The 11824-nt window shown below is 47.8% G+C and carries 13 protein-coding genes; 4 read left to right on the top strand and 9 right to left on the bottom strand.

What is annotated here, in order from left to right:
- Positions 1-108: 108 nt before the first annotated feature.
- On the top strand, positions 109-2298 hold the full coding sequence (locus tag AB1797_09205; GenBank protein ID MEW5767788.1) for a PKD domain-containing protein: 2190 nt from the start codon (positions 109-111) through the stop codon (positions 2296-2298).
- Here the strand turns inward: AB1797_09205 and AB1797_09200 are convergent.
- A complete protein-coding gene (locus AB1797_09200) occupies positions 2290-2460 on the bottom strand; it encodes a hypothetical protein (protein MEW5767787.1) in 171 nt (56 codons plus the stop codon). The genes AB1797_09205 and AB1797_09200 overlap by 9 nt on opposite strands.
- Positions 2461-2522: 62 nt before the next feature.
- Here AB1797_09200 and AB1797_09195 point away from each other — a divergent pair, with 62 nt between their 5' ends.
- Both AB1797_09195 and AB1797_09190 read left to right on the top strand, forming a co-directional pair.
- Positions 2523-3161: a HEAT repeat domain-containing protein gene (locus AB1797_09195; GenBank protein ID MEW5767786.1), complete on the top strand. Its 639-nt coding sequence runs from the start codon at positions 2523-2525 to the stop codon at positions 3159-3161.
- 16 nt (positions 3162-3177) lie between these two features.
- A complete protein-coding gene (locus AB1797_09190; GenBank protein ID MEW5767785.1) occupies positions 3178-5082 on the top strand; it encodes a DUF362 domain-containing protein in 1905 nt (634 codons plus the stop codon).
- A gap of 60 nt (positions 5083-5142) precedes the next feature.
- Here the strand turns inward: AB1797_09190 and AB1797_09185 are convergent, their stop codons facing one another.
- The 6 genes from AB1797_09185 to AB1797_09160 form a co-directional block, all read right to left on the bottom strand.
- A complete protein-coding gene (locus AB1797_09185; GenBank protein MEW5767784.1) occupies positions 5143-5700 on the bottom strand; it encodes a DUF3106 domain-containing protein in 558 nt (185 codons plus the stop codon).
- Positions 5697-6005, bottom strand: a complete 309-nt coding sequence (locus tag AB1797_09180; GenBank protein ID MEW5767783.1) for a hypothetical protein — start codon at positions 6003-6005, stop codon at positions 5697-5699. The genes AB1797_09185 and AB1797_09180 overlap by 4 nt, the downstream gene beginning before the upstream one ends.
- 61 nt (positions 6006-6066) lie before the next feature.
- Positions 6067-6543: a zf-HC2 domain-containing protein gene (locus AB1797_09175; protein ID MEW5767782.1), complete on the bottom strand. Its 477-nt coding sequence runs from the start codon at positions 6541-6543 to the stop codon at positions 6067-6069.
- A gap of 63 nt (positions 6544-6606) precedes the next feature.
- Complete coding sequence (locus tag AB1797_09170; protein ID MEW5767781.1) at positions 6607-7155, bottom strand: sigma-70 family RNA polymerase sigma factor; 549 nt, start codon at positions 7153-7155, stop codon at positions 6607-6609.
- Positions 7156-7410: 255 nt separating this feature from the next.
- On the bottom strand, positions 7411-8568 hold the full coding sequence (locus AB1797_09165; GenBank protein ID MEW5767780.1) for a hypothetical protein: 1158 nt from the start codon (positions 8566-8568) through the stop codon (positions 7411-7413).
- Between the two features lie 140 nt (positions 8569-8708).
- Positions 8709-9494, bottom strand: a complete 786-nt coding sequence (locus AB1797_09160; GenBank protein MEW5767779.1) for a hypothetical protein — start codon at positions 9492-9494, stop codon at positions 8709-8711.
- A gap of 297 nt (positions 9495-9791) precedes the next feature.
- Between AB1797_09160 and AB1797_09155 the strand changes: the two genes are divergently transcribed.
- Entirely contained in the window at positions 9792-10652 is an 861-nt protein-coding gene (locus tag AB1797_09155; protein ID MEW5767778.1) for a dihydropteroate synthase, read from the top strand.
- Between the two features lie 122 nt (positions 10653-10774).
- Here AB1797_09155 and AB1797_09150 read toward each other — a convergent pair whose 3' ends face one another.
- Together AB1797_09150 and AB1797_09145 are read right to left on the bottom strand one after the other, a co-directional pair.
- Positions 10775-11356, bottom strand: coding sequence for a hypothetical protein (locus tag AB1797_09150; protein MEW5767777.1), 582 nt, complete (start codon positions 11354-11356; stop codon positions 10775-10777).
- Between the two features lie 286 nt (positions 11357-11642).
- A partial coding sequence (locus AB1797_09145) for a hypothetical protein (protein MEW5767776.1) occupies positions 11643-11824 on the bottom strand: 182 nt, incomplete at its 5' end.

The following is an 11824-nucleotide window of genomic DNA, read 5'->3' as shown; positions in this document are numbered from 1 at the left end:
CTACTTCATTAAGTGCTTTGATCATTGGTAGGACCTCTGCTTTCTTTATTGCTGTGTTTATTGCTGGCTATGCGTTACTATTTTACCACATATAACCCTGTTTTACAAGTGCGGAATGCAAGTCTTATTCAGGATGGTTATAATTTGGGCGTTTTTTTCCCCCATCCGGACAACTCCCTGAATATAGTAGATATTTCAACTCCGACCAGGGGGTTCTATCCGGTAGAACCGGACATCCAGGTCTCCCTTGAAGGCGGCCCACAATTTATTACTCTCTTTTCCCCCGAGAAGGGAGATACTCTTAATGTAGAGAAGATAGGCGGTCCCAATGCCCCTGGAGTCATCTGCACCGGAAGCAATGGGGACTATGATATAATCGGTCTGAGGTATACTTCAGGTGAATTTGAATACGGTTCTGTGACTACGGATGCGGCGGTCTTTGTTTTTGAAAGCTCTTCTGATTTTGGTTTTATTTCTTACCTTAACGGGGCCTCTTTCACCTTAAATAACATAGGATATGAGGTGGAAGCAGTTTACCATAATGATAGCTTGCTAGCCGAGGGGGTGGATTGGACCGATTCAGAGGGGGTAATTAATATCACCCCACCGGCTCAGAGCGGAACAATAAAGATCGTATTTGGTGAGTCTCCGGTAGCCATAATTAATGGCCCTTACTCTGGGTTTGAAGGAGACTCCATCACCTTAGATGGGTCGGCTTCTTATGATCCTGATACCGCCGGAGCCATTATCTCCTATGAATGGGATCTGGATGGTGACGGAGCTTACGATGATGCCTCCGAGTCTAGGCCTGTCTATATCTGGAATGATGATTTTACCGGTCTTGTCTATCTAAGAGTCACTAGTCTTAACGGAGGACAGGGTGTGGCCAGGGGTGAAGTAACCATCCTTAATAGGCCGCTTACGGCTGAGGCTGGCGGGCCTTATTCTGGGAGGGTGGGGGAAATAATTAGTTTAGCCGGAACGGTCTTTGATCCAGACGACGATATATTGAGTTATAGCTGGGACTTAGATGGCGATGGCCTCTACGATGATTCTACGGTATTGAACCCTTCTTTTACTCGGAGTCTGCCCGGGACATATTTGGTTAGCCTCAAGGTAAGGGAGAACGAGGGCGGTCAGGCCACCGATACGGCCACGGTGGAGGTGCTGCCACCACCTGGAGCGCCTATAAGTCTGATCTTTCCAGTTAGTTTGACGGCCGGCAACCAGTTCGAAGTCGATATTGAGGTGGGAGATGAAGCCGATTCTGTCTCGGATTTATTAGGGATTTCCTTTTGTCTTTACTACCCCGCCCAACACCTCCACCTGATTTCAGCCGATACCCAGGGAATCCTGGGGTCTGATTTGCTTTCGGTGTTGGAACCGGAAAGTCAGGGTAAGATCCGCATTGGTCTATCTCGAAAAAATCTTAATGGTGGATTTGATGGATATGGCCGCTTGATGTCATTAAAATTCAGGATCTCAGAACAGGCAGGGGGAGAGACCCTTACCCTTTATTTGGATGAAATAACCGCTAAAGATTCCGGAGATCAGCCTATCGAGCACTATTCTTTCCCGGCCCGAATGACGGTGACTGATCTCCCTGTTTGGCCTGGTGATCTGAATAACGATGGGAGCGTTAATGAAATCGATATCTTACCCATTGCTTCTTACTGGCTTCTCACGGGACCATCCAGACCCAATGCCTCCTCTAACTGGGCGGGTCAGCCTTCTCCTGTCTGGGTGCCGGTAGAAGCCACTTATGCTGATGCCAATGGGGACGGGGCCGTCGATGAAAGAGAAGTTATTGTGATTGGTGTTAATTGGGGGTTAAGCCGGTCGCCGGGGCAAGGGGCGGCCGCTCTAAATCCTGGATGGACCTCTGACTTCTCAGCCTTAGATGCTTATCAAACTATCTTCCGGTTTATCCGGGACATCCCTGAAAGCGAAGCCATTACCCGAATAAGGGCCTTGTTAGTCAGCCTGATAGAAGAAGCTATCCCCTCGGCCACCAAACTTCTTCAGAACTATCCCAATCCGGTTAATCCTGAAACCTGGATTCCCTTCACCCTAAGTAAAGAGGAGAGGGTAGTTATTCACATTTATGATCTATCTGGAAGGCTGATCCGGACTATGGACGTGGGGATAACTCTGCCCGGAGAATACACCAGGCCAGGAAAGGCTGCTTACTGGGATGGAAAAGATATGGCGGGGATGGAAGTGGCCTCCGGCGTCTATTTTTACGAACTCAAGACAGGGGGGTTTGTGGCGATTCGAAAAATGGTAGTTTTAAGATAAGAGGTAACCGTTCAGCCACCAAGGCACAAAGACACAACCTCGATCCTCGATACTGGAGGCTCGATACTCGATACTGGATGCTCGATCCTCGATACTGGAGGCTTTACCAATATCGAGTATCGAGCATCGAGCATCGAGGATCAAGTATCGAGCATCGAGCATCCAGTATCATGTGATGAACGGTTACGTTTTAAGATAAGACGTTGTTTGAGGAGGGGGGAAAGATGAGACGAGAAAAGGCCAACAATTACCACAAGGAAGCCTCGTATCTTCTCGGTATTTCGGGGTCTTTGGTTAGCGCCGGATGTGGAAAAGAGGCCTCTGTCTGGGAGGCGGCCCTTATGGATATGGCCTCAGGTGATGGCACTCGCTGGCAGAAGGGGGTGAAGACCTTTCTGGGCGCCGGATCAGAGGTGAGGGAATTCCTGGTGAGTGTATTAGGTAAAGATGAACGGGCCGTGGTTCGGCGCCAGGCGTCTTATCTTCTCTGGCAATGTGGGGCCCAAGAAGCAGGCAAGGAAGTGCTCACCCATATGAAAGGGGAAACAGACCCGGCTACACTTATTAACTGCATGACCTGTTTGAAGGCCTGGCGGACACCAGGGGCAGGCCCTGTGATCTTGAAATATCTTAATCATACAGACCTCGAGGTATCTGTCAACGCCGCTTGGTGTCTGGGCGCTTTCCCGAAGGTATCGCACCTGAAGGAACGTCTTTCTGAGATAGCCACGGCGCCGGGTGTGAACCCCCGGGTGAAGCGTGGGGCCATTCATTCGCTCGGGATGATATCTTCCGGAGCTAAGCCTCAGCCAAGGGAAACTACGGCGAAGACGAGTATAGGCATAAACGTCCGGCCGCGATAAGGAGGACACCTAACGCATGGCCAGCCAGAAAAAAGAAGGCAGAGGTATAACCCGGCGGGAATTCTTGCAGATGGCCGGCACAATAGGCGCGGCAACGACCATAGGTGCTTCTCTCGATCTTATGGCGAGAAGGGTGCCTGGTGGCCTCTTTCCGGCGGACGATGCCTTGGCCCAGGGAACAGGTAAGGAGACGGTAGTGGCCTTAGTCAAAGACGCTACCCTCCCTGATGATGACGACTCAGCTTACCGGATGAACAACCCGCCTTTTGATCCGCCCGAGATCTACCCCGAATATCCCTATAGCTCCACCAATAATGATCCTGACAATAAAGTCTACCTTATGGTGCGGGAGGCCTTTCGATTGCTTAGCCCCGAAGGTTTTGGGACGTCAAGCTGGAATCCGTTGGGGAACCTGATAGACAGTAGTCACAATAAGGTATTAGTAAAACCCAACTTGGTCCAGGCTCACTACCGTGACGTCTGTCAGGGGGCAGTAATTCGTGCTGTCCTTGACTATGTATATATAGCTCTTCAAAAGGCAGGCGGCGGGAAAATTCGAGTAGGCGATGGCCCGGATGGGGATGATCCCTTAAGTAAAGTGGCGGCGGTCAATCGTCTTGACCTGGTTGTTTCGACGTTGGTGAGTCGAGGTGTGCCTATTGATGGCAGCAAGGTCTGGGATATAAACAATGACAGCACCTTACATATCGGCTTGGGAAGTAACAGTGAATATTCTTCAGGAAGTGTCAGTCCTCCTCCGGCGGGATGTAGATGGATAACTCACTCCAGTGACTCTTGGGATGGGGAATATGACGTGGCCGAAAGTCTCTTTTGGCCGGATGTTATTATCAGCATGCCGAAGTTTAAGACACACTGTTCCGGGGGGGCATCGCTGGCCATGAAGAACCTGCTGGGGTGTATGACCCCGGGTGAACATTCCTACAAAGATGTGCCTCACAACCGCGATAATCCCAACGATAATAAGACCGATCCTCCCTACAATGATAGTATCTGGCGGGGCATTGTGGACATTACCAAGATGGCTCTTTACTATAAGGGAGGTCTTCAGGCCAGCCGACAGCGACGGTTCTTGGTGGTAGGCGATGGTGTGGTGGGGACACAAGGGGCAGGGCCTCACGGCAGTTGGGGCGCTTATCCGGCTCCCAGCAAGTGTATTGTGGCCGGTTACGAACCAGTGGCCGTAGATGCCGTGATCTGTCGGGTTATGGGTATAAGGTGGGATAAGCTGCAGACCACGAACTATGGCAGCCAGGTGGCCCATTATTTAGGTCCGGCTCATCCCAAGGGGATTGAGTTGCGCCTGCCCGAGGGTATGAAATTGAGCCAAGAGTATCCGTGGGGTTACCTTGGTTCTTCACGTGCCGGTTACGACCTCCACTGGGGTCATTCCCAGGAAATTTACGGATTAACGGACTGTGCGCCTCCCACGGTTAGTGATAGCCTGGAGGGGGAAGTGGTGACCGCACAGGTGGCGGATGCCCATAACGAGATAGCCCGGGTGGAACTTTTTTGCCGGGTAGGCTCGGAAGTCCGTAGGACAAGGATGAGCCTGGTGTCCGGGGGTGGGAAGAGCGGAATTTATAAGACCTCCCTTTTATCAGGCACTAATGAGTATCGGGTAATGGCCGTGGACAAGTACTTCAACGATGCTTGGACGGATTGGCAACCGACCGGACATCAGCCTTTGCAAGCCCATATCAGGGCGGACGTAGAGGAAGGGACATCGCCTCTGACGGTGCACTTTGAAGGCTGGGCCACAGGCGGGACACCGCCTTATTTCTACTTCTGGAGTTTTGGCGATGGGCTGACCTCAAACGAGCAGAACCCTACCCACACTTATATTAACCAAACGGGCGAGGATATGCTCTATACGGTCACGCTTACGGTAGTTCTAAAATGAAAACAACTCGGCGGCAATTTTTAATTAGGCTGAAGACTGAAGGCTATTGAACTTCGGTCTTCAATCTTCAGTCTTCAGTCTTTGGTTATTTTTCTGGACGTCCTGGAGTTTCAGCCGTTCCCTAATCTTTTCTTTTTCTTCCGGAGTTAGAGTTTGCCATTGTTGGTACTTTTTAAGCAACTGTTTTCTTGCCTCAGGATCCATCTTTTTAAGTGATCTATATTTCTGGCGAAGTTCTATCTTTTTCTTCTCCGGGAGTTGTTTCCATTTCTCAAAGTCGGTTCGAATGGCCCGTTGCTCTTTAAGTGAAAGCTTCTGAAAGTATATATAGTTTCGCTTTATTCGAGTCTGTTCGTCAGGGGGGAGCTTTTTGAATCGATCCAGATTACGTTTGAGGCGGCGTTTCTCTTTAAGAGAAAGTTTTTCCCACTCCTTATACCGATCGAGAATGACCTTTTTCTCAGCCGCCGGAAGACTCTTCCAGTATTCGATTTTATCCTGTAAGCCCTGAGGGCTGACCTGTTCAGAGGTTATCTGGGTGGTTTCTTCGCCCCATCCCCAAGAAGGAATTCCCACCAGGAAAGTAGTAACCATAAGAATTGAGAAAAACTTTTTCATTTCTTTTCCCCCCCTTCGCTTATGATTTCCATATCCTCCCAAAGTCCCATTTCCCTTAGGAGGTCATAATTTCCCAGGATATCCAGATGCTTAATAATCTCCATTTCTTCCGGGCTGATTTCGGCTCTGGTATCAGAGGTTTCTATCAGTTTTACTTCAGCGGCCTTCTCGACTCGATTACCCATCGCCCCAGCCTTATTATTATCCCCCAGGCCTAAAATCAGGATTAGAAGGAATGGAATCCTGAGTTTCGAGTTCATTTGCCTGCCTTTTTCAGTTTTTCCCATCTTTTTACCGCTCGGCATAACTTCCTCCCTTGAATCCTTGAACCCTGCTGAAACCACCCAGAAACTTGGACTATTTCCTTTACATTTGTTCAATAATCTCAAGATTTGCCAACAGGTCTATATTTTGAAGTATTTGCAGATTTTGGTAGATTTCCATATCCTGAGCTATGGCTGTTTCTTCCGTAGTGGGAAAGATAGTGGGTGGAGCTATTACCCTGGGCAAATAGAGTCCCACCGTAATAATTATCACCGCTGCCGCCGCCAGCACCGAGGCTGCCCGTAGAGACAGAACAGGGAGTCGAAAGAAAATCCATCGGCTTTCTCTTTTTTCTTCCTCTTCCCTTACCCTGGCCCAGAATTTGGTCCTAAACCCAACGGAAGGGACTATCTCTTCCTCCCAACTTTGGAGCATATCCCAGCTTTTGGCCAGCCGATCCCTCTCTAACTGACAGTCCCTGCATGCAGTCAGATGATCCGTCAGGGTCTGTCTTTCCTGGCCGGTTAATTCATTATCTATCATAGCAGAAATCTGCAGCCTGGCTTTCTTGCATCTCATCTTAATCACCCCGCTTGGAATGGCGGATCTTGGATTGCGGATTGGACTCGAAACCCGAAACTTTCACATATACGGCATAAGTCTTACCTTAAGCGACTCCTTGGCTCGATGGAGTAAAGACTTGACCGCACTCACTGATAGATTAAGACAGTGAGCCATCTCTTCATAAGAAAGCTCTTCGTATCGATTCAAGATAACGGCTATTCGCTGGTTCTCAGGGAGAGAGTTTATGGCCTCTCTCACGATGGCCTGTTGTTCTTTCTGTTCCATTAATTCGGGGGGCGAGGCCCGCCGGCCGTCTTCAATTTCCCGGTTTACTTCTCCCTCTTCGGTGGAAACAGGTGTATCCAGAGATTCAATCCGCATCTGGCCTTTTTTCCTAAGTTCATTCAAACACAGGTTAGTAGCGATGCGATAAAGCCAGGTAGAAAATTTGGCCCTGACCTCATATCTGGAAGCTGATTTATAGACCCTTAGAAAGACTTCCTGGGCTAACTCCTCCGCCTCACGCCTGTCTCCGATTAACCGATAGATCATATTCAGCAAAGGGGTTTCATATTTATCCAGGAGCTTTTCAAAGCAGGCAACATCTCCTTCTTTGAATTTAAGCATCAATTCTGCATCTGGATCTAATATGTCTCTCATTTATTTAAACCCGATTTGGCAGAAAATGTTTCGGTAATGGTAGAGCCCAGACAAAAGCACATCTTGCCATCTGGGTTCTGAGTAACTATTCAGCCTCTATTAAAAGAGAGTGACTACTCAGGTGAATAGGCTGAAGGCTTTTAGAAATAAATGCGGAGAGCAGATGATTGGCCTTCAGCCTTCAGTCTTCAGCCTATCTACCTGAATAGTTACTGTTCTGACTTACCAGGTATAAACCAGGCTAACATTAGCCAGATAGTCAGTAAAAGAATTCCCGCCCCTATCCCAATATCGTTCCAAATTAAGGCTTGTATCCAGGTTTAACTGCGGGGTCAGGGAGTAAGTTAAAAAGAGAAGGGCGGAGTTAACCTCGTAGTCTTCATAAAATGATTGAGCAGAATCTACGGTGGCTACAGATAGATTATTAGGAGATGACTCTTCTGTGTAATTAATCATCTCATACTCGTTACTTATTTCCACCGAGAGTTTATCAAGACTGAGTTGTAAAGAGAGGTCGAATTCAGCCCCCTGGTAGTCTTTTTCAGGGTAGTCATAGTCGTAGTTAATTTTTGCCCCGCATCTTACCTTAGCCTTTATCTGCTCTGCAGGGGTGAATTCAATCCTGGGTAAGATAAGGCACTCTAAGATATAGTCCGTATTTAGCCTGCCTCTTTTACGGTAATCTCGATATTCCAGCTCATTTTCCAGGCCAATGGTTAGAGAAGGGGAAAGGTCGTAAGAAAGCGAGGCGTCGAAATTATTTTGAAGATAATCGTCTTTTTTTTCAGGGACCTTAAAATCAGCCTGGGTCAATTCATTGGTCAGGCTAAGCTCGCCTTTTTTCCCCATATACCGGTAAAAATCGAAGACAAGTCTATGTTCCTCCAGATCCCGTGTTTTGTCAAATCGGTAACGGTCCAACTGGAAGTGATAGCTAACCGTTAATTCTGCTTTAGGCGTCAACTGGGTGTAAAGTTTAAGAGAAGGTGTAATAGACACCACCTGAGTATCCCGATTTATCTCATCTTGGGACGCCTCCAATTTTACGCCGTTTTCAAAGCTGATAAGGATGGGGTCGGAGGGGGTATATTCTATCTTGATATTCAGCTTTTCCGCCAATAAGCTTCGATCAGAATTATCTATGTATATTTCGCCTTCCAGTTCGTTTTCAAGGATAATGGAAAGCTTGGCCTCAGGTTGATCCTCAAATTCCAGGGCCAGCCTATCTCTGATCAATTCATCTGAACGGAAGGTGAAGAGGTTATCTATTTCTCCTCTGGCCTTTTCCAGGTCAAGATCAAGATTGAGTCCCAGGTCAAGGACCGCGTTTTGTTTTGGTTTTTCGTCATCTATATGTTCCACCTCTCCGCCGAGACTCACCTCACCGTTAAGTGAAACAGCATACCCAGGAGTAATCCCGCCGAGAGAAACGAAGAATAGGACGCCGATGAACGCAGATTTTAGGGTTTTTTTTAGCCGGTGGATCGGCCTAATCCTGTTTCCCTTGAAAATAGACGCCCTCACTTCTCCACTCTTTCCATTGCCTCTTTGACCAGATTGTTCCCCATACGAACCTGCTGATGCGCCGTTTCCATATTTCCGGTCCTGACAGCCTGTTTGGCTCCATTTAGAAAATCTTTGGCCCGGTCAACTAACTTGTAAGCAATAGTGTCTTCTTCTTTAACTATTTGAGACGCCTGGCGGATCAACTTAGAAAGCTCTTTTATTTCCTTTTTTAGGCTCTTTCTGGCTTTAGCCTCAGTCTGTTTAAGGACACGCCTGGCAAAGTTAGCCGACACTTGTTTAAACTTGATGGCCCGCCTAAAGTATCCCCTTTCAAAGGCATTTTCCGCTTTGATCTGGAAATCTTTTGCCCTGGTAAGCCAACGAGCCTCTGAGGAGGAGTGGCCGGCCAGGGCGGCTGCCTTTTTTGCCTTAGCCATAATATTCTTGAGTTGCTCCAATTCATCCTCAGCCCGTTCTTTCTCGCTGGCTAAATAGAGCGCCCGTCTGATTAATTTAAAGGCGGATCTCAAGTGAACAGTGGCGGTCTCTATATCTTCCCTACGATAGGCAGCTATGGCTGCATTGACATCATCTCTGGCTTTATCTAATATTTGTAATGCCTCTACACTTTGACTTTCCTTAACAATCCTCTCGGCCTCTTTGAGGTCCTGGCTTAATCTTGTTCTAACCGTCTCAACCTGGGTAACAGTAAGCTCCCTGGCAGCTAAGTTCATCGGATAATTTAGCCCCAGGAAGGTAAAGATAAAGATAAGGCTGAAAAGAATTGACTTATTCTTCAATCGAGACACCTCCTGTCATATTTTAAGCGTTTCCCTTGGCAAAGTCAAGTATTATTTCAGGATAGCGGTAAAGACCATCGAGGGGCACGGAAAATATTTGTTGACATGCCCCCTGACTTTTGGTAGACTATTTCAGGTATCCTTTCAATAAATCGGGGCAATGTAAGATAGAGATTCGAGATAGAGAGAGACAAAAATAACTCTATCTCTATCTGACCACACATTCCCCAAAATATTGAGAAGATACAATTCTCAGCTTTAATCGGCCAATCACTATTAGAGGAGGAGGATGGTTAAATGATACTTATTGGAGAAAGCATCAACATTATGTCAAAAAGTATTGGCCCCGCCATCAAAGACAAGGACCCGCGGCCTGTTCAAGATATGGCTGTGGCTCAGGTAGAAGGTGGCGCTGACATGCTTGACCTGAATTTAGGACCAGCTCGAAAGGCCGGCGACGAGATGATGGCCTGGTTGGTTAAGACTGTTCAGGAGGTGACTGATGTCCCTCTGAGTCTGGATACAACCAATCCGGTAGCGGTGGAAGCCGGGCTAAGATTGGTCAAGCAAAAGGCCTTAATTAATTCTGTTTCGGCTCAAATAGAACGAATTGAGGCCACCCTTCCTCTGGCCAAAAAGTATGGGGCTAATGTTATCTGCTTGCTCCTTTCCAATGAAGGAATTCCAAGAACCGCCGATGAGCGGGCAACCGTGGCGATGGATATCTTTATGCCGGCGGCTGAACTTGGCATCCCCAATGAGGACCTCTGGGTTGATCCCATTATCCTTCCGGCCAGCGCTGATCAGAAGCAGCTTTTTGAAGCCATAGAATTTATGGGTATCCTGCCTGGTTTAGCTGACCCACCGGTTAAATCAACCTGCGGCCTGTCTAACTCCTCTAATGGAACTCCGGAAAAACTCAGGACGGTTATCAATCAGGCCTTATATATCATTATGGCTGATCTGGGCATGACCTCAGCCATTGTTAATACCCTGGACAAGGAATTTATGGCGGTCGTCCGGGGGATGGACCGGGCCGGAAATGATAAGGAGAAATATCTGGCTTCCCTTTCTGATGAAAAACGGACCCAAATGGAAAAGACCTTCAAGGTCCTCCGTAATGAAGTTATTTACAGCCATTCCTGGCTGGAGTTGTAAATAAAAGGGTGGAGAGAACTATCTCTCCACCCTTTAGCTAAAATCAGGTGTCTGGTGGTTTGGTGTCGCCTGGTGTCTACCCAGTCACCAGACCACCAGACTATCAATCCCCAGCGATCATATTATTCTTCTCCGTAAGTAACCACCTTTTCACCGTCTGCCTCGGTTACTTCACCTGTGGCTATTGGAACGGGCTTGGGCTTTTGCGTGGGATCAGCTTCGTTAACACAAAGCCGGTTCACGGTATAGTGCCATTTCCCTCTGAATTCCGCCGTCCCTTTGCCCTTAGCCTTGATTTCGGCTTTCACGGTAGAGAGGTAAATATCTACCGCCTCTCCTTTAACCTGTGCTTCACCATATCCGATATAAAGCATCGCATCTTGTTCCGGGAAGGGAACCTTTATCCCGTTGCCTCGAACCTTAACCTCAGTCTGGGAAAAATTTTTCACCAACAGTGAAGCGCCTAGAGCCCTGATCCTGACTATTCCCTTACCTGCCAGATGGGCATATCCGGCCCCCTTGGCATGCAGCACATACCAACATTTAGTGTCGCCATCAGGACCGGCATCAGTGAAATCATCCAGCACATTAATAGTCCCCTCGGCCTTAGTAGCGGTCAGAGAGTTAGGAGCCGCGAAAGCCAACGCACCCCAAAGACTCAGCGTTAATCCAGCTAAAGCAACCACCAAAGATTTTTTTAACATCGTGATCTCCTCCTTATTTTCGGATTTGGGAGGGCGAATTCATCCGATTTCGGATTTCGGTTCTATCGCGCCCCCTTTTAGTGGGCGATTTCGTCATCCGCCATCAGGACCTTTCACCATCACCCATCCGCCTTGTTTTTTTGCCCCTCTTAGTCCGGAGGCAATTTGTAAGAGAATAAGAGAGAAATTTCTTTACTTCCTGGCGCCAGGATTCTCTCTTGCCCTTCTTATTTTTATTAACCACGTTTCACCTCAAAAGTTTCTCTCTTTTCTAAAAAACTTTCCCTCAACGAGCATTAAATACTTCGTAACCGTTCAGCCACCAAGGCACGAAGACACGAAGGGGCATCGTTTCAAAATGCTGAAATAGCAGCTTTACACTTTTAGCAATTTTAGGCAATGTGTGCAGCAAACATAAACAGCCTTTTCCCGCTCTGAAAGCCAGTTTGGGACTTTTTTGTGTTCCGG

It is taken from the genome of bacterium (assembly GCA_040753085.1).
Classification (GTDB): domain Bacteria; phylum UBA9089; class JASEGY01; order JASEGY01; family JASEGY01; genus JASEGY01.
Note: the sequence above shows the minus strand (reverse complement) of the source record. Positions and strands in the feature narration are given on the sequence as shown.

What these genes read in the sequence shown, in the direction of transcription:
- AB1797_09200 (MEW5767787.1), bottom strand. Translation starts at nt 2,460, where the DNA reads ATGCTCGATGCTCGATACTTGATCCTCGATGCTCGATGCTCGATACTC.
- AB1797_09195 (MEW5767786.1), top strand. Translation starts at nt 2,523, where the DNA reads ATGAGACGAGAAAAGGCCAACAATTACCACAAGGAAGCCTCGTATCTT.
- AB1797_09190 (MEW5767785.1), top strand. Translation starts at nt 3,178, where the DNA reads ATGGCCAGCCAGAAAAAAGAAGGCAGAGGTATAACCCGGCGGGAATTC.
- AB1797_09185 (MEW5767784.1), bottom strand. Translation starts at nt 5,700, where the DNA reads ATGAAAAAGTTTTTCTCAATTCTTATGGTTACTACTTTCCTGGTGGGA.
- AB1797_09180 (MEW5767783.1), bottom strand. Translation starts at nt 6,005, where the DNA reads ATGCCGAGCGGTAAAAAGATGGGAAAAACTGAAAAAGGCAGGCAAATG.
- AB1797_09175 (MEW5767782.1), bottom strand. Translation starts at nt 6,543, where the DNA reads ATGAGATGCAAGAAAGCCAGGCTGCAGATTTCTGCTATGATAGATAAT.
- AB1797_09170 (MEW5767781.1), bottom strand. Translation starts at nt 7,155, where the DNA reads ATGCTTAAATTCAAAGAAGGAGATGTTGCCTGCTTTGAAAAGCTCCTG.
- AB1797_09155 (MEW5767778.1), top strand. Translation starts at nt 9,792, where the DNA reads ATGATACTTATTGGAGAAAGCATCAACATTATGTCAAAAAGTATTGGC.
- AB1797_09150 (MEW5767777.1), bottom strand. Translation starts at nt 11,356, where the DNA reads ATGTTAAAAAAATCTTTGGTGGTTGCTTTAGCTGGATTAACGCTGAGT.